This window comes from Salmonella enterica subsp. diarizonae (assembly GCF_008692785.1).
Taxonomy (GTDB): domain Bacteria; phylum Pseudomonadota; class Gammaproteobacteria; order Enterobacterales; family Enterobacteriaceae; genus Salmonella; species Salmonella diarizonae.
In genome coordinates this window covers 1-26,152 of the sequence record NZ_VXJV01000005.1, presented here as the reverse complement: position 1 = coordinate 26,152, position 26,152 = coordinate 1, and the positions used below count along the sequence as shown (strand labels likewise).

At 50.3% G+C, this 26,152-nt stretch carries 25 protein-coding genes, 3 tRNA genes, 1 rRNA gene and 1 pseudogene; 14 read left to right on the top strand and 16 right to left on the bottom strand.

The window, feature by feature from the left end; all coding sequences use genetic code 11:
- Positions 1 to 8: 8 nt before the first annotated feature.
- Positions 9 to 367, top strand: a pseudogene (locus tag F4V72_RS11290) (tyrosine-type recombinase/integrase); the annotation flags it as partial.
- Positions 368 to 381: 14 nt separating this feature from the next.
- Here the strand turns inward: F4V72_RS11290 and F4V72_RS11285 are convergent.
- The 3 genes from F4V72_RS11285 to proB form a co-directional block, all read right to left on the bottom strand.
- Positions 382 to 457: transfer RNA gene (locus F4V72_RS11285), tRNA-Thr, on the bottom strand.
- A 115-nt stretch (positions 458 to 572) separates the two neighbouring features.
- Positions 573 to 1,823 (bottom strand): glutamate-5-semialdehyde dehydrogenase, encoded by a 1,251-nt coding sequence (gene proA / locus F4V72_RS11280; RefSeq protein ID WP_114048575.1) that lies wholly within the window; start codon positions 1,821 to 1,823, stop codon positions 573 to 575.
- Positions 1,824 to 1,834: 11 nt separating this feature from the next.
- Positions 1,835 to 2,938 carry a glutamate 5-kinase gene (proB, locus tag F4V72_RS11275; protein WP_001285275.1) on the bottom strand — a complete coding sequence of 368 codons (1,104 nt, stop codon included), beginning with the start codon at positions 2,936 to 2,938 and terminating at the stop codon, positions 1,835 to 1,837.
- 282 nt (positions 2,939 to 3,220) lie between these two features.
- Here proB and phoE point away from each other — a divergent pair, with 282 nt between their 5' ends.
- Positions 3,221 to 4,273 (top strand): phosphoporin PhoE, encoded by a 1,053-nt coding sequence (phoE, locus tag F4V72_RS11270; protein ID WP_136058466.1) that lies wholly within the window; start codon positions 3,221 to 3,223, stop codon positions 4,271 to 4,273.
- Positions 4,274 to 4,372: 99 nt separating this feature from the next.
- Here phoE and crl read toward each other — a convergent pair whose 3' ends face one another.
- The 3 genes from crl to gpt form a co-directional block, all read right to left on the bottom strand.
- Positions 4,373 to 4,774: a sigma factor-binding protein Crl gene (gene crl / locus F4V72_RS11265; RefSeq protein WP_000174693.1), complete on the bottom strand. Its 402-nt coding sequence runs from the start codon at positions 4,772 to 4,774 to the stop codon at positions 4,373 to 4,375.
- A 57-nt stretch (positions 4,775 to 4,831) separates the two neighbouring features.
- Positions 4,832 to 6,076 (bottom strand): esterase FrsA, encoded by a 1,245-nt coding sequence (gene frsA / locus F4V72_RS11260; RefSeq protein ID WP_136058467.1) that lies wholly within the window; start codon positions 6,074 to 6,076, stop codon positions 4,832 to 4,834.
- 88 nt (positions 6,077 to 6,164) lie between these two features.
- The gene (gene gpt / locus F4V72_RS11255) at positions 6,165 to 6,623 is read right to left on the bottom strand and encodes a xanthine phosphoribosyltransferase (protein WP_001292018.1); all 459 of its coding nucleotides are present in this window, start codon (positions 6,621 to 6,623) and stop codon (positions 6,165 to 6,167) included.
- 245 nt (positions 6,624 to 6,868) lie between these two features.
- Here gpt and pepD point away from each other — a divergent pair, with 245 nt between their 5' ends.
- Positions 6,869 to 8,326 (top strand): cytosol nonspecific dipeptidase, encoded by a 1,458-nt coding sequence (gene pepD, locus F4V72_RS11250; RefSeq protein ID WP_136058468.1) that lies wholly within the window; start codon positions 6,869 to 6,871, stop codon positions 8,324 to 8,326.
- 260 nt (positions 8,327 to 8,586) lie between these two features.
- Here pepD and dinB read toward each other — a convergent pair whose 3' ends face one another.
- Positions 8,587 to 9,642 carry a DNA polymerase IV gene (gene dinB / locus F4V72_RS11245; RefSeq protein ID WP_063390150.1) on the bottom strand — a complete coding sequence of 352 codons (1,056 nt, stop codon included), beginning with the start codon at positions 9,640 to 9,642 and terminating at the stop codon, positions 8,587 to 8,589.
- A gap of 252 nt (positions 9,643 to 9,894) precedes the next feature.
- Between dinB and dpaA the strand changes: the two genes are divergently transcribed.
- Positions 9,895 to 10,635 (top strand): peptidoglycan meso-diaminopimelic acid protein amidase, encoded by a 741-nt coding sequence (dpaA, locus tag F4V72_RS11240; RefSeq protein WP_023248854.1) that lies wholly within the window; start codon positions 9,895 to 9,897, stop codon positions 10,633 to 10,635.
- On the opposite strand, the gene F4V72_RS11235 is transcribed toward dpaA, so the two are convergent.
- Positions 10,606 to 11,373 carry a class II glutamine amidotransferase gene (locus F4V72_RS11235; RefSeq protein WP_136058469.1) on the bottom strand — a complete coding sequence of 256 codons (768 nt, stop codon included), beginning with the start codon at positions 11,371 to 11,373 and terminating at the stop codon, positions 10,606 to 10,608. The genes dpaA and F4V72_RS11235 overlap by 30 nt on opposite strands.
- Positions 11,374 to 11,498: 125 nt before the next feature.
- Positions 11,499 to 12,077: a D-sedoheptulose 7-phosphate isomerase gene (gene lpcA / locus F4V72_RS11230; RefSeq protein WP_000284051.1), complete on the bottom strand. Its 579-nt coding sequence runs from the start codon at positions 12,075 to 12,077 to the stop codon at positions 11,499 to 11,501.
- 239 nt (positions 12,078 to 12,316) lie between these two features.
- Between lpcA and fadE the strand changes: the two genes are divergently transcribed.
- The 6 genes from fadE to pagN all read left to right on the top strand — a co-directional run bounded on the left by fadE (position 12,317) and on the right by pagN (position 17,979).
- Positions 12,317 to 14,761 carry an acyl-CoA dehydrogenase FadE gene (fadE, locus tag F4V72_RS11225; protein ID WP_070804341.1) on the top strand — a complete coding sequence of 815 codons (2,445 nt, stop codon included), beginning with the start codon at positions 12,317 to 12,319 and terminating at the stop codon, positions 14,759 to 14,761.
- A gap of 108 nt (positions 14,762 to 14,869) precedes the next feature.
- Positions 14,870 to 15,637, top strand: coding sequence for an amidohydrolase (locus F4V72_RS11220; RefSeq protein WP_023248851.1), 768 nt, complete (start codon positions 14,870 to 14,872; stop codon positions 15,635 to 15,637).
- Between the two features lie 161 nt (positions 15,638 to 15,798).
- Positions 15,799 to 16,206, top strand: a complete 408-nt coding sequence (locus tag F4V72_RS11215; RefSeq protein WP_023248850.1) for a Spy/CpxP family protein refolding chaperone — start codon at positions 15,799 to 15,801, stop codon at positions 16,204 to 16,206.
- An 86-nt stretch (positions 16,207 to 16,292) separates the two neighbouring features.
- Entirely contained in the window at positions 16,293 to 16,559 is a 267-nt protein-coding gene (locus F4V72_RS11210) for a hypothetical protein (RefSeq protein WP_023248849.1), read from the top strand.
- 70 nt (positions 16,560 to 16,629) lie between these two features.
- Positions 16,630 to 16,941, top strand: coding sequence for an autotransporter outer membrane beta-barrel domain-containing protein (locus F4V72_RS11205; protein ID WP_023248848.1), 312 nt, complete (start codon positions 16,630 to 16,632; stop codon positions 16,939 to 16,941).
- 318 nt (positions 16,942 to 17,259) lie between these two features.
- Entirely contained in the window at positions 17,260 to 17,979 is a 720-nt protein-coding gene (pagN, locus tag F4V72_RS11200; RefSeq protein WP_023248847.1) for an adhesin/invasin protein PagN, read from the top strand.
- Positions 17,980 to 18,531: 552 nt separating this feature from the next.
- On the opposite strand, the gene F4V72_RS11195 is transcribed toward pagN, so the two are convergent.
- Positions 18,532 to 18,608, bottom strand: a tRNA-Asp gene (locus F4V72_RS11195).
- A 135-nt stretch (positions 18,609 to 18,743) separates the two neighbouring features.
- Positions 18,744 to 19,475 (bottom strand): DNA polymerase III subunit epsilon, encoded by a 732-nt coding sequence (dnaQ, locus tag F4V72_RS11190; protein ID WP_023177499.1) that lies wholly within the window; start codon positions 19,473 to 19,475, stop codon positions 18,744 to 18,746.
- 63 nt (positions 19,476 to 19,538) lie between these two features.
- Here dnaQ and rnhA point away from each other — a divergent pair, with 63 nt between their 5' ends.
- Positions 19,539 to 20,006 (top strand): ribonuclease HI, encoded by a 468-nt coding sequence (gene rnhA, locus F4V72_RS11185; RefSeq protein ID WP_023248846.1) that lies wholly within the window; start codon positions 19,539 to 19,541, stop codon positions 20,004 to 20,006.
- On the opposite strand, the gene F4V72_RS11180 is transcribed toward rnhA, so the two are convergent.
- Positions 20,003 to 20,725 carry a class I SAM-dependent methyltransferase gene (locus tag F4V72_RS11180; protein ID WP_053529163.1) on the bottom strand — a complete coding sequence of 241 codons (723 nt, stop codon included), beginning with the start codon at positions 20,723 to 20,725 and terminating at the stop codon, positions 20,003 to 20,005. The two genes, rnhA and F4V72_RS11180, sit on opposite strands and share 4 nt — an antisense overlap.
- Before the next feature lie 34 nt (positions 20,726 to 20,759).
- Between F4V72_RS11180 and gloB the strand changes: the two genes are divergently transcribed.
- Together gloB and mltD are read left to right on the top strand one after the other, a co-directional pair.
- Entirely contained in the window at positions 20,760 to 21,515 is a 756-nt protein-coding gene (gene gloB / locus F4V72_RS11175; RefSeq protein WP_023248844.1) for a hydroxyacylglutathione hydrolase, read from the top strand.
- 71 nt (positions 21,516 to 21,586) lie between these two features.
- Complete coding sequence (mltD, locus tag F4V72_RS11170; protein ID WP_053529161.1) at positions 21,587 to 22,954, top strand: murein transglycosylase D; 1,368 nt, start codon at positions 21,587 to 21,589, stop codon at positions 22,952 to 22,954.
- Positions 22,955 to 23,010: 56 nt separating this feature from the next.
- Here the strand turns inward: mltD and F4V72_RS11165 are convergent, their stop codons facing one another.
- Both F4V72_RS11165 and F4V72_RS11160 read right to left on the bottom strand, forming a co-directional pair.
- Entirely contained in the window at positions 23,011 to 23,781 is a 771-nt protein-coding gene (locus F4V72_RS11165) for a class I SAM-dependent methyltransferase (protein ID WP_023248842.1), read from the bottom strand.
- A 77-nt stretch (positions 23,782 to 23,858) separates the two neighbouring features.
- A complete protein-coding gene (locus F4V72_RS11160) occupies positions 23,859 to 24,659 on the bottom strand; it encodes an endonuclease/exonuclease/phosphatase family protein (protein WP_023177512.1) in 801 nt (266 codons plus the stop codon).
- A gap of 240 nt (positions 24,660 to 24,899) precedes the next feature.
- Here F4V72_RS11160 and yafC point away from each other — a divergent pair, with 240 nt between their 5' ends.
- Positions 24,900 to 25,814, top strand: coding sequence for a DNA-binding transcriptional regulator YafC (gene yafC / locus F4V72_RS11155; RefSeq protein ID WP_023248841.1), 915 nt, complete (start codon positions 24,900 to 24,902; stop codon positions 25,812 to 25,814).
- A gap of 85 nt (positions 25,815 to 25,899) precedes the next feature.
- Here the strand turns inward: yafC and F4V72_RS11150 are convergent.
- Both F4V72_RS11150 and rrf read right to left on the bottom strand, forming a co-directional pair.
- Positions 25,900 to 25,976, bottom strand: a tRNA-Asp gene (locus F4V72_RS11150).
- Between the two features lie 57 nt (positions 25,977 to 26,033).
- A 5S ribosomal RNA gene (gene rrf / locus F4V72_RS11145) occupies positions 26,034 to 26,149 on the bottom strand.
- Between the last annotated feature and the right edge of the window lie 3 nt (positions 26,150 to 26,152).

Sequence of the window (26,152 nt, the reverse complement as noted above, 5' to 3'; positions counted from 1 at the left end):
AAGCGGCACAGCAAGGGCTCCATAAACGATGGGTGTTTGTGCATCCCCCCAGCTTACCGCAGCCGTCAGGAAAATGCGCACCGACAGCAATAAGGCATGGAAGGGAGCACTAAAGCGGGCAGGCATTAGCAACTTCCGATTCCATGACTTAAGGCACACCAGAGCAAGCTGGCTGGTTCAGTCTGGAGTTTATCTTCTTGCACTCAAGGAGGCGGGTGGATGGGAAACGCCAGAAATGATTCAACGCTACGCTCATTTGTCAGCGGGACACCTGACTGAACACGTGAGCAAAATTGACGCTATTATTGGTCGCAATGTCACAAATACAGCACAAGAGGAGAATGTAGCTTACTTGAATATAAGATAACTATTTGAAAATACTGGTGCCGATAATAGGAGTCGAACCTACGACCTTCGCATTACGAATGCGCTGCTCTACCAACTGAGCTATATCGGCCCTGAGAAGGGTGTGTTCATATGGGTGAATCACGGGGTAGAAGGTTAAAACTAACCGAGCGGTGCGTCAATAGCCTTGCTACTCAACCGGCTATTTTTGCACCGCTCGCCATTAATTACGCACGAACCGTACCATCGCCAAAGCCTATCCACTTATAGGTGGTAAGCGCTTCAAGCCCCATTGGACCGCGGGCATGTAATTTCTGCGTGCTGACCGCCACTTCTGCGCCAAGCCCAAACTGCCCGCCATCGGTAAAACGGGTAGAGGCGTTGACATAAACCGCAGCGGAATCCACTTCGTTCACGAAACGCGCAGCATTATGCATATCACACGTCAAAATCGCATCGGAGTGCTGAGTACCATGTTCGCGGATATGGTCAATCGCATCATCAACGTTCATGACAATGACCACATTCAGGTCCAGAGACAGGAATTCGTTGTCGAGTTCTTCTGGCTTCAGCGGAACGCGTTTAGCCGGGCCTCTCATTACCTGCATGACGATTTCATCACCGTGCAGCGTCACGCCGCTCTCCGCCATCTGCTGGCTCAGCGCAGGCAGAAAACGTTCTGCGATGTCCTGATGCACCAGCAAGGTTTCCACCGTGTTACAGGTGCTCGGGCGCTGGGTTTTCGCGTTAACAATAACCTTCAGCGCCGGGGCGATTTCTGCGCTGCTATCGACAAAGATATGGCACACGCCAATCCCGCCGGTAATCACCGGGATCGTCGACTGCTCGCGGCACAGCTTATGCAGGCCTGCGCCGCCGCGCGGGATAAGCATATCAATATACTTATCCATACGCAGCATTTCATTGACCAGCGAACGCTCCGGATTATCAATCGCCTGAACCGCTGCCTCCGGTAAACCGCACGCTTTCAGCGCCTTCTGAATGACACGAACAGTTGCAGCATTCGTGCGATGCGTCTCTTTCCCACCGCGTAGAATCACCGCATTACCGGTTTTCAGACACAAAGAAGCCACATCAACGGTAACGTTCGGACGCGCCTCATAGATAACGCCAATCACGCCCAGCGGCACGCGGCGGCGCTCCAGGCGTAGCCCGCTGTCCAGCAGACCGCCGTCGATCACCTGCCCGACCGGATCGGTCAGATAGCAAACCTGCCGCACATCGTCGGCGATCGCTTTCAGACGCGCAGGGGTTAGCGCCAGGCGATCCAGCATCGCTTCACTCAGACCGTTTTCACGCGCCTGCGCGACATCCTGCACATTGGCGCTGAGAATGGTCTCGGTCTGCGCTTCCAGTTCATCAGCGATTTTTCCCAGCACACGATTTTTTTCGCGGCTGGAGAGCAGCGCCAGCTTATACGACGCCGCTTTAGCAGCAATGCCCATTTGTTCCAGCATATGCCTGTTCCTTATCGAGTAATCATGTCATCACGATGGACAGCGACCGGGCCATATTCATAGCCCAGAATCGCATCGATTTGTTGAGAGTGGTGACCGGCTATCCGCCGCAGAGCGTCACTGTTATAACGGCTGACGCCATGAGCGATATCACGCCCTTGCAGGTTACAAATTCGGATCACTTCCCCCCGCGAGAAATTACCCGTCACGCTTTTGATCCCTTTTGGCAGAAGTGAACTTCCACGTTCCAGCATTGCTGCGGTAGCGCCTTCATCAACCGTAATTTCGCCTGCCGGCGGCGCGCCGAAGATCCAGCGTTTGCGGTTCTCCAGCGGCGAGGCTTGCGCATGAAAACGAGTGCCGACGGAAATCCCCTCCATCACATCGCCGATAACGCCTGGTTTACTGCCTGAGGCAATAATCGTATCAATACCAGCGCGGCAGGCAACGTCTGCCGCCTGAAGCTTAGTGCTCATACCGCCAGTCCCCAGACCGGAAACGCTGTCTCCAGCGATAGAGCGCAGCGCATCGTCAACGCCATACACATCTTTGATAAGCTCCGCCTGCGGATTGCTACGCGGATCGGCGGTAAATAATCCTTGCTGATCGGTCAGCAGCAGCAGTTTATCCGCCCCTGCCAGGATCGCCGCCAGCGCGGACAGGTTATCGTTATCGCCCACTTTAATTTCCGCTGTTGCAACGGCATCATTTTCATTGATAACCGGCACAATATGGTTATCCAGTAACGCACGCAGCGTATCGCGGGCGTTCAGAAAGCGCTCTCTGTCTTCCATATCCGCACGCGTCAACAGCATCTGCCCGATGTGAATACCGTAAATTGAAAACAACTGCTCCCACAGTTGAATCAAACGGCTTTGCCCTACCGCCGCCAGAAGTTGTTTAGAGGCGATCGTTGCCGGAAGTTCCGGGTAGCCGAGATGTTCACGTCCGGCGGCAATCGCGCCAGAGGTAACAATAACAATACGATGCCCCGCAGCGTGTAGCTGCGCGCACTGGCGGACAAGTTCTACGATATGGGCACGGTTCAGGCGGCGCGATCCGCCTGTTAGCACGCTGGTGCCGAGTTTTACGACCAGCGTCTGGCTGTCACTCATGATTCTCTGCCGTTCAAAATAAGAAATAAAGACCAAATGAACGTTTTAGCAGGACTGGCTCCGGTTGCCAACAACCTGTACGCGTAGCGTGAAATTTTGTTGCGCAGGATCAGCAAGCGTAGCGGTGGAATTTGACAATTTTATTACCGCAATAATTAAACATATTTTTTTAAAAAAATTCTCACTTTGTCATAAATCTTTCATTGCCGAACGTTAAAAACCTTCCTGTTTTTTACGGGGTTTCCCGACAAATCATAGCGCGTAATTAAAACAGGAATGGAAATGAAAAAGAGCACTCTGGCAGTAGTGGTGAGTATCATCGCATCAGCATCTGTTCACGCCGCCGAAGTTTACAATAAAAACGGTAATAAGCTTGATGTGTATGGAAAAGTTAAAGCCATGCACTATATGAGCGATTATGACAGCAAAGATGGCGATCAAAGCTATGTCCGTTTTGGCTTTAAAGGCGAAACGCAAATTAACGCTCAATTGACCGGCTACGGGCGCTGGGAAGCTGAGTTCGCCGGTAATAAAGCCGAAAGTGATTCGTCCCAGCAAAAAACCCGCCTGGCCTTTGCTGGCCTGAAATTAAAAAACATCGGTTCTTTTGACTATGGGCGTAACCTGGGCGCGCTGTACGATGTTGAGGCCTGGACGGATATGTTTCCCGAATTTGGCGGCGACTCTTCCGCCCAGACCGATAATTTTATGACTAAACGCGCCAGCGGCCTGGCGACTTACCGCAATACCGATTTCTTCGGCATCGTTGATGGACTGGATCTTACCTTACAGTATCAGGGGAAAAATGAAGATCGCGATGTGAAAAAGCAAAACGGCGACGGCTTCGGGACATCATTGAGCTATGATTTCGGCGGCAGCGATTTTGCCATCAGCGGCGCTTATACTCATTCCGATCGCACCAATGAGCAAAATCTGCAGCGCCGCGGTACCGGCGATAAAGCCGAAGCCTGGGCTACGGGTTTAAAATATGACGCTAATGATATTTATATTGCGACCTTCTATTCGGAAACCCGCAACATGACGCCAATTTCCGGCGGATTTGCCAATAAAACTCAAAACTTCGAAGCGGTTATCCAGTATCAGTTTGATTTTGGTCTGCGTCCATCATTAGGATATGTGCTGTCAAAAGGCAAAGATATTGAGGGCGTCGGCAGTGAGGATTTGGTGAATTATATTGACGTTGGCGCAACCTATTACTTCAACAAAAATATGTCCGCATTTGTAGATTACAAAATCAACCAGCTTGATAGCGATAACACGTTAGGCATTAATGACGATGATATCGTTGCGATAGGGTTGACCTACCAGTTCTGATAAGTCGTATTGTGCCGGATGGCGGCATAAACACCTTATCAGGCCTACGGATAATATGTAGGCCTGATAAGCGCAGCGCCATCAGGCATGGCAGCAGGGTTATGCCGACAGTTTTACCGGCTCGTCGTTGAAATCGTCAGACGGCTCCAGCGCCAGCTCCATAGAAATCAACAGGTCGCGTAGCTTTTCATGAAACTCGCGTAGCGTGTATTCCAGTCGTTCCACCACTTCGGTTTCGTTAATCGGCACTGCGGTCCAGTTGCCCTCTTTATCAAATAAACCAAACTGATAACGATAGGTGAAACGTTTCTCTTGTGCTTCCAGCTCCATCCACCAGCCCCAAAATTCACGCTTCTCAGGCGCCGGCTTCACGTTGACGCAAACTGCCAGGCAATCGAAAAAAAAACGATTGTCTTCGCACTGCCCTTCCCGGATATAGGGGCCAAGTGCGGTAAATTTCTTGATCAATCTACTTTTCGGGTGTCCACTCGGTAACGTCATTGCGATCTCCTTTAATGAAGCAACTGTTTTACCAAATCAATAGAATTTAGCAATCTATTAACACAATCTATGATGAATCCAGTCGGTGATTTCTTGCAGCGCCTTGTCAAAATTGCGGTACACCGGGTTAAAAGGGATCTCTATCAGCTTACCGTCTGAAGATGACGATGTGATTAAGCGAGACTCGTCTTCCGGGCTGAAAGGATCGTTTTTCCAGAAGCCGGAAAGCATTGGCGTAGGACAACGTCTGCCCAGTAGACCCTGTACTTTCAACGAATAGCGATTGAGCTCCACACGTAGCGCCTCATCCGAAGCATCATGCATACCCAGACGGCTGGCCAGCACATCAAGATACATCTCCGGCACCGTGCTCTGTCGTTGCGGATCGCTAAGTAGCGCATGGACCACCGGCCCCAGGCAAGCCACCGCTTTCAAACGCGGCGCTTCCAGATAGGCCAGACGCACCGCAACATTGGCACCAAAACGAAAACCAAACGCCGCGACACGGGTATGATCCACCCAAGGGACATTAGGAAGCGCTTTTAACACATGCTGGTGGATCAAGCTGGAATCCTGGGTTAATTTCCACTTTGATGAAAATCCAACCGAAGGCATATCAAGCGTTAACATTGCGATACCGCGCGGCGCCAAATAGCGTTCATACAGGGTGTAATAGTCGGTTTGCATGGCGTCCAGGCCGCCGCACATGAGCACCGTCGGAAACGGACCATCACCTTTCGGCATATGTAAAAATGCAGTTACCGGCGAACCGCCATGAACGGCAAATTCCATTTCACGCAACGAACCTGGCAACCGCTGTGCTGCCTCTTCATAGGCGCGATTCGCCAGCGCCTGCGCCTGCTCCGCCAGCTCATCGCCCTTCAAATGTGGGTAGGCGGCAATGTTATAGAGCGTTGAGGCATGAAGCCAGTAGCGTCCGCTGCGCATGGCGTCCTGTTCCTGACAGGCTTTCTGCTGCCAGTCCATCGCCTGCTTTGCCCACTCATAAATCCAGTTGCCGCCGCGGTAGCCAATGACCGTATCGTATAAATCATCATCCGTTCGCTCTGCGTCGCTCATCACAATGCGCGCCTGCACATCAAGGATTTCTCGTGGGTCAACGCCGCGCCAAATCCACATCAGGCGGTTTATCATACGATACCAGTGCTGGACGTTCTTACCGTCCAGCGCGGATTGCATGGGCGGCTGCGACCCACGATTGAACCGACGGACAAGGGTAGACGTTTCAGTATGTTTAAAGCGGGGTTTGAACAGGGTTTCGCTGAGGTTAGCCTGTGTCATGCGTGCAGCCTCCTTGGATACTCATTGAGGCTTATTGTAACCAATAAAACAGCGCCCGGCATTGCCGGGCGCTCTGAAAAACTGCTGATTAACGACCTGAAATCGGCGGTACGAATACCACGCCCATATCCCAGGGCTGTTCAATCCAGGTGTTCTGAGGAATATCAATAACATAATCATCAACCAACGGGCGGCCCGCCGGTTTAGCGAAAATCGTGACGAAATGCGCTTTAGGGTACATTTCGCGAATCGCGACGGCGGTACCGCCGGTATCGACCAGATCATCGATGACGATAAAGCCTTCGCCGTCGCCTTCTGCACGCTTCAGCACTTTCAATTCGCGCTGGTTATCGTGATCGTAGCTGGAGATGCATACGGTATCGACATGACGAATGCCCAATTCACGCGCCAGTAATGCGCCAGGTACAAGGCCACCACGACTTACGGCAATAATGCCTTTCCATTGTTCTGAAGGCATCAGGCGGCTTGCCAGTTTGCGCGCGTGAATTTGCAACATGTCCCAGGTGACGACGTATTTTTCGCTCATGTGAAGTGTCCCAGCCTGTTTATCTACGGCTTAAAAATTGAGGGTGAACCAGGTTGCGCGAGATTATAGAGACCTGACGCGCTAAAAACCAGTGTTTAGCGGTATCCGCGCCTCTTTTTGCATGCTTTATACTACCCGCAGGCGGAGAAAGTGGTATTCTCAATCGCATCTCGTAAGAGTAATCAATTCCGCTAACCCTGTGGCCTGTAAGAATGTTTTTCAGGGCACCGTCAAGGAGACTTATCGTGTCTGAACTGTCTCAGTTATCACCACAACCTTTGTGGGATATTTTTGCTAAAATCTGTTCTATTCCTCACCCGTCCTATCACGAAGAGCAACTCGCTGAACATATTGTGGGTTGGGCCAAAGAGAAAGGCCTTCACGTGGAGCGCGACCAGGTCGGTAATATTCTGATCCGTAAGCCCGCCACTGCAGGTATGGAAAATCGCAAACCGGTCGTTTTACAGGCGCATCTGGATATGGTGCCGCAAAAAAATAGCGACACCGTTCACGACTTCACTAAAGATCCTATCCAGCCTTATATTGATGGCGAATGGGTTAAAGCACGCGGTACTACCCTCGGCGCAGACAATGGTATCGGAATGGCTTCTGCTTTAGCGGTACTGGCTGACGATAATGTCGTACACGGCCCGCTGGAAGTGCTACTGACCATGACCGAAGAAGCCGGGATGGATGGCGCATTCGGCCTTCAATCCGGCTGGTTGCAGGCCGACATCCTGATCAACACCGACTCTGAAGAAGAAGGTGAGATCTATATGGGCTGCGCAGGCGGGATCGATTTTACCTCTAACCTGGCGTTGACCCGTGAAGCTGTACCCGCAGGATTTGCGTACTTTAAGCTAACCCTGAAAGGCCTCAAAGGCGGCCACTCCGGTGGTGAAATTCACCTCGGTCTTGGCAATGCCAACAAATTGCTGGCGCGTTTTCTTGCCGGGCACGCAGAAGAACTGGATCTGCGTCTGATCGATTTCAACGGCGGCACGCTGCGTAATGCGATTCCGCGCGAAGCGTTCGCGACCCTCGCCGTTGCCGCAGACAACGTAGAAGCACTGAAAACGTTAGTTAACGCTTACCAGGATATTCTGAAAAACGAACTGGCGGAAAAAGAGAAAAACCTGACGCTGCAACTCAATAATGTCGCTAGCGATAACGCCGCATTGACCGCGCTGTCACGCGATACCTTTGTTCGCCTGCTGAACGCAGCGCCGAATGGTGTGATCCGCAATTCAGACGTGGCGAAAGGCGTAGTGGAAACATCGCTGAACGTTGGCGTGGTCACAATGTCTGATACGAATGTTGAAATTCACTGCCTGATTCGCTCCCTGATCGACAGCGGTAAAGATTATGTGGTGAGTATGCTGGATTCGCTGGGCAAGCTGGCTGGCGCGAAAACCGAAGCGAAAGGCAGCTATCCTGGCTGGCAGCCCGATGCGAACTCGCCGGTCATGCACCTGGTGCGGGAAACCTATCAGCGTTTGTTCAACAAAACGCCGAACATCCAGATTATCCACGCCGGTCTGGAATGCGGTCTGTTTAAGAAACCTTATCCGGATATGGATATGGTCTCTATTGGGCCCACCATTACCGGACCTCACTCTCCGGATGAGCAGGTACATATCGAAAGCGTCGGTCACTACTGGACATTGCTGACCGAATTGCTGAAAGCGATTCCTGCGAAGTAATGATCTCCGCGCCACAGCAAGGGCGCGGACTTTTTAAGAATGAACCCGGCAGTAAACGCTCGCCGGGTTCAATAGCTTTATAATACGGCTCTGAAATCCATTCCTTTACATATACGGACAGGATGACCTCGCTCGCTTTGATGAAACATCGGCTGCCGATGGGATAGCCTCGCCCCACATACTTTCCGACGACGCGCATATAACCATACTGAAATTTAGATAGCGCAATCGCAATAATTATAAAAACTTAACGGCCTGATTTATAAACCCAACACTAACTGTCGTTCCAACTGTGGGTCGAGCAGCGTTACGTGTAACCCCACCAGCCGCACGCCGCGCTCGCCACGACGCTCGTCCCAGGTTTTACGAGCAGTGGTAATTAAGTCTTCTTTATTTAATTGCGGCCAGACATGTTCCTGAGTCGTTTGCTGAAAATCATTAAATTTTAATTTAACGCCCTGTCGCGCAATCAGTAAATCGGGTTTCACCATGGCCAGACGGCGCTCCAGTTCCGGATATAAACGTTCAATAATGGCCTCGCAGTCCGACCACTCATGAATATCCTCCGCCAGAGTACGCTCAACGCCTACCGATTTACGCAGCCTTTCACTGTTAACATCACGCTCATCAATACCCTGGCTACGCTCCCATAAAACCCGGCCAAATTTACCGAAGCGTTTAAGAAGCATCGCCAGATCGCACTGTTGGATATCCCCACAGGTTCTTAACCCCATATTTTCCAGTTTAGCGGCGGAAACTTTCCCCACACCTGGAATTTTGGCTAACGGCAACATTTTAAGAAAGTCGGGAACATCGGCTGGCGTAATAACATATTGCCCGTTCGGTTTATTGAGATCGGAGGCGATCTTCGCCAGAAATTTCACTGGCGCAACGCCGGCGGAAGCAGTGAGTTGCAGTTCATTAAAAATGGTCTGGCGAATCTCCCTGGCGATCAGAGTCGCCGATCCATAACAGTGCGGACTGTCAGTTACATCCAGCCAGGCTTCATCCAGCGAGAGCGGTTCAATCAGCGAAGTGTAGCGGGAAAATATGTCACGTACATGCCGCGAAGCCTCTTTATAGGCGTCAAAGCGACCAGGCAATAAGGTGAGATGGGGGCACAGTTTTAGCGCCATGGCGGTCGGCATCGCGCTGCGTACGCCAAACTGGCGCGCAGGATAGTTGGCGGTACTGATAACGCCTCGACGCTCACGACTCCCGCCAATGGCAATGGGGATATCGCGTAACGCCGGATTATCACGCATCTCAACCGCGGCAAAAAAACAGTCCATATCAACATGTATGATTTTGCGCATCGTTCGCCTCCCGAAACACTGTTTAAGTATACAGTGCATTCTATTGCACGCAAAGAGACATTCGCGTTAAAACAAGCGACGGATTCGAAGATATGACGACGAGAAGCTGCGGGAAAATTGTAAACGTATAAACGGGGACTTGCGAAAAACTGCTGTGGTGCTAATGTGAGCGCTCCAAATCCAGATTACTCCGATTTGGGGACTCTTTTGCCGTTCTGGCGTGTGTAACCGTTTTATCAAGGAACAAGCAGTATGCGTAAAATCGCATTTTTTCTTGCGATGCTTCTGATTCCGTGCGTCTCATTTGCCGGTTTGCTGAGCAGCAGCAGCCCCGTCACGCCGGTCAGTAAAGAGTATAAGCAGCAGTTAATGGGCTCACCGGTCTATATTCAGATTTTTAAAGAAGAGCGCACCCTTGATCTCTACGTCAAAATGGGTGAGCAATACCAGTTGCTTGATAGCTACAAAATTTGCAACTATTCCGGCGGGTTAGGCCCGAAACGCCGTCAGGGCGATTTTAAAAGTCCGGAAGGGTTTTACAGCGTTCAACGTAATCAACTCAAGCCAGACAGCCGTTTTTATAAGGCCATCAATATTGGTTTTCCAAATGCCTACGATCGCGCGCATGGCTATGATGGTAAATATCTGATGATTCACGGCGCCTGTGTTTCCGTCGGCTGCTATGCCATGACCGACAGCGGCATTGATGAGATTTTCCAGTTTGTCACCGCCGCGCTGGTTTTTGGTCAGCCGAGTGTGCAGGTGAGTATTTATCCGTTCCGGATGACCGACGCCAATATGCAGCGTCATAAATATTCTTATTACAAAGATTTCTGGGCGCAGCTAAAACCCGGCTACGATTATTTTGAACAGACGCATAAACCGCCAACTGTTTCCATCGTTGATGGACGTTACGTCGTGAGCAAACCGTTGAGTCACGAAGTCGTTCAGCCGCAACTGGCCTCAAACTATACGCTCTCCGAGGTAAAATAACGCCCATTCGCCTGGCATAATCTTTTGCCAGGTTTCATTCCCTGTCAGGGGCTGGGTAGCAATCACGGTAACCACGTCATTTGGCGTGGTTTGTGAACTGAAATCAATTTCCATATCCTGATCCACCAGCGTGGCGACGCCAAACGGCGCCCGGCGAGTGATCCAGTGCAAATGTGTTGAGCAAAACGCCATCACATATCGCCCATCTGACAGCAGCATGTTAAAAATGCCTTTTTCACGTAATACCGTCGCCAGCGTCGCAATATATTTAAATACCGCGGTCATGTTGCCCGGCGTGCGGGGATAACGCTGCGTTAATTTATGCAATAACCAGCAAAACGCTTTTTCGCTGTCGGTTTCCCCCACCGGACGGAAATTACCGGTTTCCAGCGTCTTATAACCGTTGAGCTGACCGTTATGGGCATAAGTCCAGTTGCGTCCCCATAATTCCCGGGTAAAAGGGTGTGTATTTTCCAGCGCTACTTCGCCGCGATTAGCCTGACGGATATGGGCAATAACCGAGCAGGATTTGATTGGGTAATTCTGTACCAGTTTCGCAATCGGCGAGTGGTAGCTCGGTTGCGGATCTTTGAACGTGCGACAGCCCTTTCCTTCGTAAAAGGTAATTCCCCAGCCGTCTTTATGCGGCCCGGTTCCGCCGCCGCGCTGCACCAGTCCGGTGAAGCTAAAGCAGATATCCGTTGGCACATTGGCGCTCATCCCAAGCAATTCGCACATTCATCACCTGCCTTAACATAATTCATTGCCGGATGACGCTGCGTTTATCCGGCCTACGCAAGTCCATCATAGGCCAAATAAGTCCTGCAAGGCCGCCATCCGGCAAAGCACAGAAAAAAGTCTGCTTATTTAACCATCTCTTTTTCAATCAGCTGAATCAAAATATGAATTACCTTGATGTGGATTTCCTGAATACGATCGGCATAACCGAAGTGCGGTACGCGAATTTCAATATCCGCTGTTCCCGCCATTTTGCCGCCGTCTTTACCGGTCAGGGTGATCACTTTCATGCCTTTTTCGCGGGCCGCGGCAATCGCTTTAATGACATTACCGGAATTCCCTGACGTCGAAATCCCTAACAGGACATCGCCTTCGCGCCCTACTGCCTCAACGTAACGAGAGAAAATATAGTCATAGCCAAAATCATTACTGACGCAGGAGATATGGCTAACATCAGAAATCGCAATTGCCGGGTAGCCCGGACGGTTTTCACGGTAACGACCTGTCAGCTCTTCAGCAAAGTGCATCGCATCGCAATGGGAGCCGCCGTTACCGCAGGAAAGTACCTTACCACCCGCTTTAAAACTGTCAGCCAACAGGACCGCCGCGCGCTGAATGGCGTGAATATTGGCGTCATCTTTTAAAAAATTAGCCAGCGTTTCCGCCGCTTCGTTCAGTTCGTTACGAATAAGATCCTGGTACATGAGGATATCCTTCAGCATGAATGTAAATGACAGTATGCAGTGTACCGGATAGCGGTACAGGCGAGAAGCATAAGCCGAATTAACGCCTCGCGCTTTTGATTTTTCGTGCCACCAAAAACGGCAACAATGTGAGCTTTGTTGTAATTATTTTGTAAACACATTGATAAAAGATTTTACATCCACTACAACCTAATCATCACAAGTGGTCAGACCTCCTACAAGCAAGGGAGCTTTTCGTTATGATGATTTTGAGTATTTTCGCGACTATTGTCCTGCTCGGCGCATTGTTCTATCACCGCGTGAGTTTATTTCTCAGCAGTCTGATTCTGCTCGCCTGGACCGCCGCACTTGGCGTCGCTGGCCTGTGGTCCATCTGGCTGCTGGTTCCTCTGGCCATTATTCTCGTGCCGTTTAACGTCACGCCGATGCGTAAGTCAATGATTTCCGCGCCGGTGTTCCGCGGCTTCCGTAAGGTCATGCCGCCGATGTCGCGCACTGAGAAAGAAGCGATTGATGCAGGTACAACCTGGTGGGAAGGCGATCTGTTCCAGGGCAAGCCTGACTGGAAAAAATTGCACAACTATCCGCAACCGCAACTCACTGCCGAAGAGCAGGCGTTTCTCGACGGTCCGGTAGAAGAAGCGTGCCGGATGGCGAACGATTTCCAGATTACCCATGAACTGGCGGATCTACCGCCGGAACTGTGGGCTTACCTGAAAGAGCATCGTTTCTTCGCGATGATCATTAAAAAAGAGTACGGCGGGCTGGAGTTCTCGGCTTATGCGCAGTCCCGCGTACTGCAAAAACTGTCCGGCGTCTCCGGGATTCTGGCTATCACCGTCGGCGTTCCAAACTCACTCGGCCCTGGCGAGTTGTTGCAGCACTATGGTACGGAAGAGCAGAAGAATCACTATCTGCCGCGACTGGCGCGCGGCCAGGAGATCCCCTGCTTTGCGCTGACCAGCCCGGAAGCAGGTTCTGATGCGGGCGCGATTCCAGATACCGGCATCGTCTGTATGGGCGAATGGCAGGGTCAGCAGGTGCTGGGTATGCGCCTTACCTGGAACAAACGTTATATTACGCTGGCGCCGATAGCCACCGTGTTGGGCCTGGCGTTTAAGCTTTCCGATCCGGATAAATTGTTAGGCGGAGAAGAAGAGCTGGGTATTACCTGCGCCCTGATTCCCACCTCAACGCCGGGGGTGGAAATCGGTCGTCGTCACTTCCCGCTTAACGTTCCGTTCCAGAATGGTCCAACCCGTGGTAACGATATTTTCGTGCCTATTGATTATATTATCGGCGGCCCCAAAATGGCCGGGCAGGGCTGGCGTATGCTGGTGGAATGTTTGTCGGTAGGACGCGGTATTACCCTGCCGTCCAACTCCACTGGTGGTGTGAAATCCGTCGCGCTGGCAACCGGCGCCTATGCTCACATTCGTCGTCAGTTCAAAATTTCTATCGGCAAGATGGAAGGTATTGAAGAACCGCTGGCGCGCATTGCAGGTAACGCTTATGTAATGGATGCCGCCGCATCGTTAATCACCTACGGCATTATGCTGGGTGAAAAACCGGCAGTACTGTCGGCTATCGTGAAGTATCACTGCACCCACCGCGGCCAGCAGTCCATTATCGACGCGATGGATATTACTGGCGGTAAAGGCATTATGCTGGGCGAGAGCAACTTCCTGGCGCGCGCTTACCAGGGCGCGCCTATCGCGATTACCGTGGAAGGCGCGAATATCCTGACCCGTAGCATGATGATCTTTGGTCAGGGCGCCATTCGCTGCCATCCTTATGTACTGGAAGAGATGGCCGCAGCGCAGAATAACGATGTGAATGCCTTTGATAAACTGCTGTTTAAACATATTGGTCATGTCGGCAGCAATACCGTTCGCAGCTTCTGGCTTGGCCTGACCCGCGGCTTAACGAGCCATACGCCAACCGGCGATGCCACGAAGCGTTATTACCAGCATCTGAACCGACTGAGCGCAAACCTGGCGCTGCTGTCCGACGTGTCAATGGCAGTACTGGGCGGCAGCCTGAAACGCCGCGAGCGTATCTCCGCGCGTCTGGGCGATGTACTGAGTCAGCTTTATCTGGCCTCAGCCGTACTGAAGCGTTACGACGACGAAGGTCGCCATGAAGCCGACCTGCCGCTGGTGCACTGGGGCGTACAGGATGCGCTGTATCGTGCTGAACAGGCGATGGACGATCTGCTGCAAAACTTCCCGAACCGCGTCGTGGCCGGATTGCTCACTGCGATGATCTTCCCGACTGGTCGTCATTATCTGGCGCCGTCTGATAAGTTGGATCACGCCGTTGCGAAGATCCTGCAGGTGCCGAACGCCACACGTTCACGTATTGGGCGCGGTCAGTATCTGACGCCAGCCGAACATAATCCGGTCGGTTTACTGGAAGAAGCGCTGCGTGATGTCATTGCCGCCGATCCGATTCACCAGCGCATCTGCAAAGAACTGGGTAAAAATCTGCCGTTTACTCGTCTGGATGAACTGGCGCGCAATGCGCTGGCGAAAGGGCTTATCGATAAAGATGAAGCCGCCATTCTGGCGAAAGCGGAAGAGAGCCGCCTGCGCAGTATCAACGTTGATGATTTTGAACCTGAAGCGCTGGCGACCAGGCCGGTAAAGCTGCCGGAGAAAGTGCGTAAAGTCGAAGCCGCATAATCGGTCTCGCGTCTTTCCTGCCCCGCTTTCGCGGGGCTTTTTCTTGCCGCTTTTTTATTATTGCTCATGCTACAGTGTAAAGACGCTGTTCAATGAGGAGCCCCGATCGTGTCTGGTTTGAAAATTACCCTGTTGCAACAACCTTTAGTCTGGATGGACGGCCCGGCGAACCTGCGTCATTTTGACAGACAACTGGAGCTCGTATCTGGCCGGGATGTGATTGTTCTGCCTGAAATGTTCACCACCGGCTTTGCGATGGAAGCCGCTAACAACTCGCTTTCGCAAGATAGCGTGATGGCGTGGATGCAGGCCAAAGCCCGACAAACTGATGCTCTGATTGCCAGCAGCGCGGCGCTACAAACTGAGCGCGGCGCCGTAAATCGCTTCTTACTTGTTGAGCCGGAAGGCAAGGTTCATTTCTATGATAAACGCCATCTGTTTCGTATGGCGGATGAACATCAATATTATACCGCAGGTGACAAACGCATCATCGTGCAGTGGCGCGGTTGGCGTATCCTGCCGCTGATCTGTTACGATCTGCGCTTTCCGGTATGGTCGCGCAACCGTAATGATTACGATCTGGCGCTGTATGTGGCGAACTGGCCCGCGCCGCGCTCGTTACACTGGCAAACATTACTGACGGCGCGCGCTATTGAAAATCAGGCTTATGTCGCAGGCTGTAACCGGGTTGGCACCGATGGCAACGGGTTTCATTATCGCGGCGATAGCCGGGTAATTAATCCCCAGGGCGACATTATCGCCACCGCCGATCCACACCATGCGACACGCATCGATGCCGATCTTTCTCTCGCCGCCTTGCAGGACTATCGCGAAAAATTTCCAGCCTGGCGCGATGCCGATCCATTCACATTGTAACCAGCCTGCCGCTCACCGCGGCGGGATTGTTGCACTCCGTAACTCTCCGTAAAACAAATTCGCGTGGCGCAATGTGGCAGGCAACGTATTCTGACTAAGATAATCGTTCGCCATTCGAGAGCGATAAAAACGGTTAATTATTCCCTTATCAGGATATCTCCATGAAAAACTTTGTACGCACAGCTTTACTGGCAGCGACTCTGGCGGGCGTTTCTTTTGGCGCTTTCGCCGCCGCTGTCCCCAATCCTCCCCTGCCCGCCCAGGATCCTATTGTCCAGCACCTGAAACTCACAAACGATCAGATTACCCGGATCAAAAAACTTCACCAACAACTGGAAACCGACGTCAGTCAGATTTCTATGAAGGGAATTAAAGACGGCGCGCTGATAGAGGTGATTAAATCCGGCAAATGGGATGATGCCGCCGTGAAACAGCAGCTTGCTGCCTTCAGTAACATAGAACAGCAGGCGCGCTATTATCGGGTCAAGTATTATTTTGATTTAAGCAAAGTCTTAACACCAGAGCAGCGCCAACAGGTACAACAAGATCTCGCCCAGGCGCTAGAGTAAATATTTTTGCCCGTTATTTATGGATAACGGGCTTTATCCAAAGTTAAATACACATTCATCTAAATCCTTTTCTTACAGTCAATAACTTGACCACCGAAGGCGGCGAAATTGAACTCAGCGGCAGCGGAGATATCACAGCAAACGTTACAAATAGCCATTTCGGGTCATCAGCCGCCCTACAATCTGACTCCTTATGGCTGAAATCTAATTACGGCAACGCGACTGCTGACGTTTCAAATGCGATTCTCACGGGCAAACTGGATGTTGATGCTGCTCTGAATGCAACCACGACCATCAATTATTCCGACATTGATCAGGGCGTACGGACGATGGCTGAGGGAGAAGACGCGTAGGATACTCTCGTGCTCAAGAACAGTACCATTACTGCTACAGATACCAGTCATTCCAGCGCTAGCGTGGTTTATGCCGACGCCGGCAGCGGCGGCGCAAGTTTCCGGGGCCGGTATGCAGGAAGGCGTAAGCTACCAATTACACAACGTAGAAGTGAAACCTTATGTTGAGCTGGCTTACGTTGGGCAATTTGGCGCGGAGACAGATTTCCATACCGACGATTATCGTTTTGCCGGTCAGAATCTTAACGGTGGTAACGCCGGACTGGGAATGGATATGAAGTTTTCAGAAAACTGGAGCGCAAATACCCGTATCAATACGGTATTTGGTCACGATGTTGACAACGAAGTAAATGCTTATATCGGCGCAAAATATCAGTTTTGAGCCCATCATTATGCGCCATCAATCTGAATTTTCAGATTGATGGCATTCAATAACATAAGCCTGAACGTCACAAGGTACACAGGTATTAATGTGATAACAAACCCAACGCCGACATTTTAAGCTATATCATTCAGACGCCCCTCAATCAGAAATAGCTTATCGCATTGTTATTTAAAATTTTCATCTCATTTTTTCACCAGACTCCAGAAAACCCGGTGTTGCAATAAGCAGCTTTTTTGGCTTCGTTTATGTAATCGTTATGCCATACCCTATACCGTGAAACTTGTCTTTTATCCCAATATTAAGGCAGGTTTTGAAATGAAAAACTTTTTCGCAGTCTGCATCGCTTCCCTTCTGGTAACCCATGTCGTTACTGCATCAGCAAAAGAAGGGGCCTATATCACCGGGAAAGCGGGGGCATCCGTAGTAAACCTCTATGGAATCAACTCAACCTTCAGCCAGGATGAGATAGTCAATGGTCATGCAACGTTACCTAACCGCACCAAAGGCGTTTTTGGCGGCGGAGTTGCTATCGGTTATGACTTTTATGACCCATTCCAGCTTCCAGTACGTTTAGAACTGGATACCACTTTCAGAGGTGAGACGGATGCTAAAGGCGGGCAGGATATTACTGCATTTGGTGAGCCAGTACACATAAATGTAAAAAATCAGGTCAGAATGACCACTTACATGGTTAATGGCTATTATGATTTTCATAATAGTACAGCATTTACACCCTATATCAGCGCAGGCGTTGGCCTCGCTCGCGTGAAGCTAAAAAATAACACCATTCCTGTTGGCTATGACATTAATGAAACCCTCTCTGCTTCAAAAAATAACTTTGCCTGGGGCGCGGGTATCGGTGCAAAATATGCTGTAACAGATAATATTGCCATTGATGCCAGCTATAAATACATTAATGCAGGCAAAGTAAGCATTTCAAAAAACAACTATGCTGGTGATGAACACACCTCTTATTACGCAGACACAAAAGCTGCATCCAATGACTTCATGATTGGCATCACTTACGCATTTTAAACAACATCAGTAAAATGGCAGGAGATATTGATTCCCAAAGGCGCAATGGCGGACACCAGTAATTAATCACCTTGCGCCTTCAGAAAACCGCTGAATACAGGAAAAGTGCCCTACAAGATAATGGCATGAAGAGTAAGTTTAGACACTGGCAACGAAAAAACCTGCTTTTTAGAGGATTACTCCGATAAAAGATGTTCCTCCCGTAATAATCAAAGCCACATTCCCTGAGGCGCCTCATTATTTATTCAATAAAATATAAAAACACTCACCCTGTATTATATAAATAAAGTTAACCAAGACTTTATAGATTATGAATACGCTGAAAAATGGCGGTTATGACATTGACACGAAGAAGATCTCTGGGAGACAGGCAACCGACTGTTTTCTGTAGAAAACTATAAACAAGCGAACCAATTTCCTCTAAGGGGGACACACTTATTGTCTTTTCTTCCCTGGTGTGGGATGAAATCATAAGACGAAAAAAAACCACAAGTCGTTTAACTTGTGGCTTCTTCACTCATTAATGATACGCATAGCGTTTAAATAATGAGTTGGCGGAACGGACGGGACTCGAACCCGCGACCCCCTGCGTGACAGGCAGGTATTCTAACCAACTGAACTACCGCTCCGTATTGTGTTCCCGCTGGGAATGAGGCGAATATTACGGTTTGCTGTGTCGCCCGTCAACGCTTTTTGTCACCTTTTGAATCAGTTGCTGCAAAAATCGCCCGAAGGATGATTTTTACCGCGTAAAAAGGGCTGAATTATGCCCGCCAAAGGCAACTTCCGCCCTTTTTCTGCACCAGATCAAGCCGCGATTCATGCGCAGCCAACTCTTCATCAGAGGCAAAAACGACCCGTAACCGGCTGGCCTGACGAACGATTCGCTGAATTGTCGCTTCACCTTGCTGACGTTGCGTCTCTCCTTCCATCGCAAACGTCATGGACGTCTGTCCGCCCGTCATCGCCAGATACACTTCGGCAAGAATCTGAGCATCGAGCAATGCCCCGTGCAAAGTACGTTTGCTGTTATCTATCTCATAACGCGAACACAGCGCATCAAGGCTGTTACGCTTGCCGGGGAACATTTTCCGCGCCAACGCCAGGCTGTCGGTAACTTTGCAGAAGGTATTAGTTTTAGGAATATCGCGTTTAAGCAGACCAAACTCATAATCCATAAAGCCGATATCGAACGATGCGTTATGGATGACCAGCTCCGCGCCGCGGATATAATCAAGAAACTCATCGACCACATCAGCAAAAACCGGTTTATCCAGCAGAAACTCATCGGCAATACCGTGTACGCCAAAAGCTTCCGGATCGACAAGGCGATCCGGCTTCAGGTAAACATGAAAATTGTTGCCGGTCAGACGACGGTTTATCACCTCAACCGCACCGATCTCAATAATCTTGTGACCTTCATAGTGCGCGCCTATCTGGTTCATACCGGTGGTTTCGGTATCGAGAACAATCTGTCGTGTAATTGCAGTGCTCATATCGGTCATTTATGTCAGACTTGCGTTTTGTTATCGATTTCAATTACAGGAAGTCTACCAGAGATGCTTAAACAGGTAGAAATTTTCACCGATGGCTCTTGCCTGGGGAATCCAGGGCCTGGTGGTTATGGCGCTATCTTACGCTATCGCGGCCATGAAAAAACGTTTAGTGAAGGTTACACCCTGACCACCAATAATCGTATGGAACTGATGGCGGCGATCATCGCGCTTGAAGCCTTAAAAGAACATTGCGAAGTTATATTGAGCACCGACAGCCAGTATGTGCGGCAGGGAATTACCCAATGGATTCATAACTGGAAGAAACGCGGCTGGAAAACAGCGGAAAAGAAACCCGTAAAAAATGTCGATCTCTGGAAACGTCTCGATGCTGCGTTAGGCCAGCATCAGATCAAATGGGTATGGGTCAAAGGCCATGCAGGCCATCCGGAAAACGAACGTTGCGATGAACTGGCGCGCGCTGCGGCAATGAATCCCACGCAGGAAGATAGTGGCTACCAGGCAGAAGCCTAGCCATCCGGTTTGCGATATTGCCGCGTGGCACCAACGGTCTGGCGAATGGGGGCTTTACTTTTATTATGTCGTAGAGGATTGAGCGTAAGCGGGATGGTCCGCTTACGGGCCACAATAAGCTGTAAACAGCCCAGAGCCGGGATATGCGTATTTAAAAGCCGCCCCCCCTGCTTTTTCCAGGGTAAGACATGAAAACGGCTATAGTGCAACACTTCGAAATTGAGTAAAGACAGCCAGTCCAGTTGCCGCATAAGGGTAAACATCCGACTATTATAGGGCGGTGATTTACGTAAAACGGGTACCAGTTTGCGCAATCCCATCAAACTGAGCGGGTTAAATCCACTGATGACCAGCCAACCGTCGTCAATCAATACGCGGTCGGCTTCCCGCAGTAAACGGTGCGGGTCGGCACACCACGGCAAAGTATGCGCCAGCAGACAAACATCGACGGATTTATCCGCAAAAGGAAGATGTAGCGGATCGGCCAGAACCTGCATCGGCGACCCCTGCGATGAAACATTCACCTGATGGGAGACCGCGCACGCTTCGGAATTGATTTCTGCGCTTAAATTACCGATTTTAAGCAAATGGAAACCATACATTTTTGCAAGCCACGGACTTAGCTGCTGTTCCAGCGCCTCACGGTAGTAATTGCCCCAGGGCAAATCCCCCCAACATCCGGGCGCAACGACAGTTTGAGAGAGCCTTGCCGGTTTCATCACAACCTTCCACTAATTATTTGAGAGGTAATATATGAATCTTAACAGTATTCCCGCATTTCAGGACAATTACATCTGGGTGCTGACCAATGATGAAGATCGCTGTGTGATTGTTGATCCCGGCGAAGCTGCGCCGGTCTTAAAGGCCATCGCTGAACATAAGTGGATTCCGGAGGCGATTTTCCTGACGCATCACCATCACGACCATGTTGGCGGAGTAAAAGAGCTGTTGCAACATTTCCCGCAAATGACAGTTTATGGACCGGCGGAAACGCAAGACAAGGGAGCAACCCATCTTGTTGGCGATGGCGATATTATCCTCGTTTTAGGACATAAATTTAGTATATTTGCCACGCCGGGTCACACGTCAGGACACATCTGTTACTTTAGCCATCCTTACCTATTCTGTGGCGACACGCTGTTCTCCGGCGGCTGCGGCCGACTGTTTGAAGGCACGCCATCACAGATGTATCAATCACTTATGAAAATAAATTCCCTACCTGACGACACACTCATTTGTAGCGCTCACGAATATACTTTAGCTAATATTAAGTTCGCATTGAGCATACTTCCGCACGATTCGTTCATAAATGAATATTATCGTAAAGTTAATGAGTTACGTGTAAAAAAACAAATGACATTACCCGTTATTCTTAAAAATGAGCGTAAGATTAATCTTTTTTTAAGAATTGAAGATATTGATTTAATTAATGAAATTAACAAAGAAACAATATTGCAACAACCAGAAGCGCGTTTTGCATGGTTAAGGTCAAAGAAAGACACGTTCTGATAATTCTTACTTGTCATTCGCTAACTTCGCCGTTATGATCGGTCGTCTTTTAAGCAACTATTGACACACACATGAAGGCAAAAGCGATATTACTCGCCTCTGTCCTGCTTGTGGGGTGCCAGGCGTCTCAGAACACTGGCAACGTCCAACAGCACGCACAGAGCCTTTCTGCAGCTGGTCAAGGGGAAGCAGGAAAGTTTACGAGTCAGGCACGATGGATGGACGACGGAACGTCTATCGCGCCAGATCAAGACTTGTGGGCTTTCATTGGCGACGAGCTAAAGATGGGAATTCCGGAAAACAGCCGGATTCGCGAACAAAAACAGAAGTATTTACGCAATAAGAGCTATCTCCACGATGTAACTTTACGGGCAGAGCCGTATATGTACTGGATAGCGGGGCAGGTTAAGAAACGTAACATGCCTATGGAGCTGGTACTACTACCCATAGTGGAGAGCGCTTTTGATCCTCACGCAACGTCTGGCGCCAATGCCGCAGGCATCTGGCAGATCATACCGAGCACAGGGCGCAATTATGGTTTAAAGCAGACCCGTAATTATGACGCGCGTCGCGATGTTGTAGCCTCTACGACCGCCGCGCTAGACATGATGCAGCGTCTGAACAAAATGTTTGACGGCGACTGGCTGTTAACCGTTGCAGCGTATAACAGCGGCGAAGGCCGTGTTATGAGGGCAATTAAAGCAAACAAAGCGCGTGGAAAACCGACGGATTTCTGGTCGCTTTCTTTGCCCAGGGAAACAAAAGTCTACGTACCTAAAATGCTGGCATTGAGTGAGATTCTCAAAAACAGCAAACGCTACGGCGTACGTCTGCCAACAACAGATGAAAGCCGGGCGTTGGCGCGAGTTCGTTTAAACAGTCCAGTTGAAATGGCCCAGGTTGCGGATATGGCGGGCATGTCTATCAGCAAGCTGAAGACATTTAATGCCGGTGTAAAAGGGTCTACCTTAGGTGTAAGCGGTCCGCGATATGTTATGGTGCCCAAAAAGCATGCCGAGCAGTTGCGTGAGTCGCTGGCTTCCGGTGAGATTGACGCCGTTCAGTCTCGACTGATCGCCGACAATACGCCGTTGAATAGCCGTAGCTATAAGGTGCGCTCTGGCGATACGCTTTCCGGTATTGCTTCGCGTCTTGGCGTAAGCACGAAAGACTTGCAGCAGTGGAATAATCTGCGTGGTTCCCGCCTGAAAATCGGGCAAAGCCTGACTGTGGGCGCTGGCAGCAGCGCACAACGACTGGCAAACAATAGCGATAGCATTACCTATCGTGTCCGTAAAGGCGATTCGCTTTCCAGTATCGCCAGACGTCACGGGGTGAATATCAAAGATGTGATGCGTTGGAACCATGATACGGATAATCTACAGCCGGGCGATCAGCTTACGTTGTTTGTGAAGGACAATAGCACGCCAGACTCCTGATATTGTCCTACGAAAAAGCCAAAAGGCGCCGCTTCCCCCGGCGCCTTTTATAATTGTTATACCGCCTTATACGCTTCCAGCATGATAGTATCACTGCTAAACGAGCCGTCATCCTGCAACTCAAAATAACGCTTCACCTCTGCCGATGCGCTCGCCTGATACAATCGAATCGCCTCAACCAGTGCCGCTGGTGTACGCATCCGCGTTACCCATGAGCGAAACTCCAGCGATAAACGATCGGTTACCACGGTATTCGTTACCAGCATCGCTTTATTGATCATCGCCAGCCATTCACCACTGGAATAGTTACGGACATGCGATGTGTCGCGTAACGCCTCCACCGTTTGCAGCCAGATATCGCGTACAGGATGTCCTGGCGACATGACATCCATGATAATCAGCACACCGCCGGGTTTTAATACTCGATTAACCTCACGCAATGCCTGACCAACGTCGTGCCAGTGATGCGCGGAATAGCGGCTAATCACCACCTCAAATGACGAATCTTCAAAGGGCAGTTTTTCTGCATAACCTTGCCGGAGAGTAATATTACTTAAATGTCTTTCTTCCGCCGCTCCGGCGACGACCTCAAGCATGCTGGCTGACAAATCGTATGCCACGACCGAGTTGACATATTGCGCGGCGACAAAACTGGCGTGTCCAGCCCCACATCCCATATCCAGTACACTCGCCAGGGAAAAGCCAGACAACCTTTGTGCCAGCCGCGCTAAGTCACGCCCCTCTGCGTGAACGGTGCTATGTAAATAAGCGTTCGCCTGTGAACCAAACTGCTTTTCAACATTGTCATGGTGGGAGTGCGTTGTCATGGTATTGCCCTTCTGTTATGGGAAAAGTAGAGGGCAGCACCCGTTGAGGTCTGCCCCACGGCAGACCTGACTCACCTTTATTGCTCAGGTTTGCCGGGACTGAATTCAACGAGTAGCGGATTGTGATCGGAAGCGCGCGTCACCAGTACGGAGGCTTCACTCACGTTTAAACCACGATAAAAAACAAAATCCAGCGGTCGTCCAAACGCACGACGGCGCTGATCGTCAGTAAAACGCACCTGGCGCAGTGACATCTCACGCGCAAAGCGGTACAACGCATTCATACGTGGGCGACTCCAGGCATTAAAATCACCCGCCATAATGACAGGGCCGCTATGATGCGCAATCTGGTCGCCGATCGGAAGTAACTGCTTACTGTACACGTCAACGCCCAGACTAAAATTTACCGCATGAACATTTACTACCATTAATAAACGGGTATCCGGCAATGGATATACCGTCACCAGAGCTGATTTCGCCAAACGTAAAATCGGTTCTCTTTCCCGTAAAGGGCAGCAGTAAACTGGATGGGCGGCAGAAAGCGTCATGACGCCAGACGGATGCTGAGGTAATACAAAAGCGGGAACCTGGTCGGCAGCAAGATAGTTAGCGGTGGCAAACTGTACCAGTTCAGGCGTCGTCTGCGCCTCCTGCAACAGGACCAGATGCGCATCTTTGCCGTAGTTCTTCAGCACCGATAACCATTCGGCCCGCTGTTGCTTGAATATATTCCACACGAGGATACGGATTCGATCTTCACTGCTTAGCGGTTCCCCGGCGGGCAATGCCTGGCCAATGCTCGCAAACGACCCTGGTGGTAAAATCCGTTCGGCGGGCTGTCCGGCAACATAGCGCATCGCATAGGTGTTTTTTCGCACTTTTGACTTTCAAACCTCTATAACGTCAACCAATCCGGAAACGGAATGGTTATTCTGTTATAGGGATTTTAGCGCAGACTTTCAATGTACAATTGCCTATTGTTAAGTTTGCAAGCACTTACATCATCATTTATCTGCCAAAACCATCAACGCTACGTCTGACAGCAATCGGATGACATGTTGCGCCAACGAATGTTTTAATAACAAAATTCAACGTAAAGCCAAACTACAGGTACAAATTTGAAAGCGACATCAGAAGAACTTGCCATTTTCGTAGCCGTAGTTGAAAGCAGGAGTTTTAGTCGCGCCGCAGAACGGCTGGGACAGGCCAATTCCGCAATTAGCCGTTCAGTAAAAAAACTGGAAATGAAGCTGGGCGTCAATCTGATTAACCGAACGACAAGGCAGCTTAGTCTTACAGAAGAAGGCGAACGCTATTTTCGCCGCGTACAGATAATATTGCAGGAAATGGCCGCTGCTGAAACGGAAATAATGGAAACCCGCAATACGCCTCGCGGTTTACTGCGTATTGATGCCGCCACGCCAGTTATCCTGCATTTTCTGATGCCGTTGATAAAACCTTTCCGTGAGCGCTATCCGGAGGTCACGCTGTCGCTGGCCTCCTCAGAAACATTTATTAATCTTATAGAACGAAAGGTCGATGTCGCGATACGTGCTGGTACTCTGACCGATTCCAGCTTACGTGCTCGTCCTTTATTTACCAGCTACCGAAAAATAATTGCGTCTCCTGATTACATCGCTCGCTACGGCACCCCCACAAACGTCGAAGAACTGAAGCAACATGTATGCCTGGGATTCACCGAACCGCTTTCGCTCAATACCTGGCCAGTTGCTTGCTGCGATGGGCAGTTGTATGAAATTCATAGCGGGATTTCCTCTAACAGCGGGGAGACGTTGAAGCAGCTTTGCCTTAGTGGGAATGGTATCGCCTGCCTGTCAGACTACATGATCGATAAAGAGATCGCACAAGGCATGTTGGTAGAGTTGATGGCAGATAAACGGTTACCGGTAGAAATGCCCTTCAGTGCCGTTTACTACAGCGATCGTGCCGTCAGTACCCGGATACGGGCCTTTATTGATTTCCTCAGCGAGCATGTAAAAGCAGCATCAGAAAATACGGCCAAAGGGAGCTAAAATGCGGAAGACTATTGCCAGAAGAGCAACGATAAACAATAGACAAGAAAAAAGCCCTGAACATATGCTCAGGGCTCTTAATAAGTGGCGGAACGGACGGGACTCGAACCCGCGACCCCCTGCGTGACAGGCAGGTATTCTAACCAACTGAACTACCGCTCCACCGAATTCTTTTACTTTACTACCACCGGCTGTCACCCCGGATTACTGCAATTTGATGCCTGGCAGTTCCCTACTCTCGCATGGGGAGACCCCACACTACCATCGGCGCTACGGCGTTTCACTTCTGAGTTCGGCATGGGGTCAGGTGGGACCACCGCGCTACGGCCGCCAGGCAA

Bases quoted from the DNA above. Each gene is read 5' to 3' on its own strand.
- proA (WP_114048575.1), bottom strand. From the start codon at position 1,823: ATGCTGGAACAAATGGGCATTGCTGCTAAAGCGGCGTCGTATAAGCTG.
- proB (WP_001285275.1), bottom strand. From the start codon at position 2,938: ATGAGTGACAGCCAGACGCTGGTCGTAAAACTCGGCACCAGCGTGCTA.
- phoE (WP_136058466.1), top strand. From the start codon at position 3,221: ATGAAAAAGAGCACTCTGGCAGTAGTGGTGAGTATCATCGCATCAGCA.
- crl (WP_000174693.1), bottom strand. From the start codon at position 4,774: ATGACGTTACCGAGTGGACACCCGAAAAGTAGATTGATCAAGAAATTT.
- frsA (WP_136058467.1), bottom strand. From the start codon at position 6,076: ATGACACAGGCTAACCTCAGCGAAACCCTGTTCAAACCCCGCTTTAAA.
- gpt (WP_001292018.1), bottom strand. From the start codon at position 6,623: ATGAGCGAAAAATACGTCGTCACCTGGGACATGTTGCAAATTCACGCG.
- dinB (WP_063390150.1), bottom strand. From the start codon at position 9,642: ATGCGCAAAATCATACATGTTGATATGGACTGTTTTTTTGCCGCGGTT.
- dpaA (WP_023248854.1), top strand. From the start codon at position 9,895: ATGCGTAAAATCGCATTTTTTCTTGCGATGCTTCTGATTCCGTGCGTC.
- F4V72_RS11235 (WP_136058469.1), bottom strand. From the start codon at position 11,373: ATGTGCGAATTGCTTGGGATGAGCGCCAATGTGCCAACGGATATCTGC.
- lpcA (WP_000284051.1), bottom strand. From the start codon at position 12,077: ATGTACCAGGATCTTATTCGTAACGAACTGAACGAAGCGGCGGAAACG.
- fadE (WP_070804341.1), top strand. From the start codon at position 12,317: ATGATGATTTTGAGTATTTTCGCGACTATTGTCCTGCTCGGCGCATTG.
- F4V72_RS11215 (WP_023248850.1), top strand. From the start codon at position 15,799: ATGAAAAACTTTGTACGCACAGCTTTACTGGCAGCGACTCTGGCGGGC.
- F4V72_RS11205 (WP_023248848.1), top strand. From the start codon at position 16,630: ATGCCGACGCCGGCAGCGGCGGCGCAAGTTTCCGGGGCCGGTATGCAG.
- pagN (WP_023248847.1), top strand. From the start codon at position 17,260: ATGAAAAACTTTTTCGCAGTCTGCATCGCTTCCCTTCTGGTAACCCAT.
- dnaQ (WP_023177499.1), bottom strand. From the start codon at position 19,475: ATGAGCACTGCAATTACACGACAGATTGTTCTCGATACCGAAACCACC.
- rnhA (WP_023248846.1), top strand. From the start codon at position 19,539: ATGCTTAAACAGGTAGAAATTTTCACCGATGGCTCTTGCCTGGGGAAT.
- F4V72_RS11180 (WP_053529163.1), bottom strand. From the start codon at position 20,725: ATGAAACCGGCAAGGCTCTCTCAAACTGTCGTTGCGCCCGGATGTTGG.
- gloB (WP_023248844.1), top strand. From the start codon at position 20,760: ATGAATCTTAACAGTATTCCCGCATTTCAGGACAATTACATCTGGGTG.
- mltD (WP_053529161.1), top strand. From the start codon at position 21,587: ATGAAGGCAAAAGCGATATTACTCGCCTCTGTCCTGCTTGTGGGGTGC.
- F4V72_RS11165 (WP_023248842.1), bottom strand. From the start codon at position 23,781: ATGACAACGCACTCCCACCATGACAATGTTGAAAAGCAGTTTGGTTCA.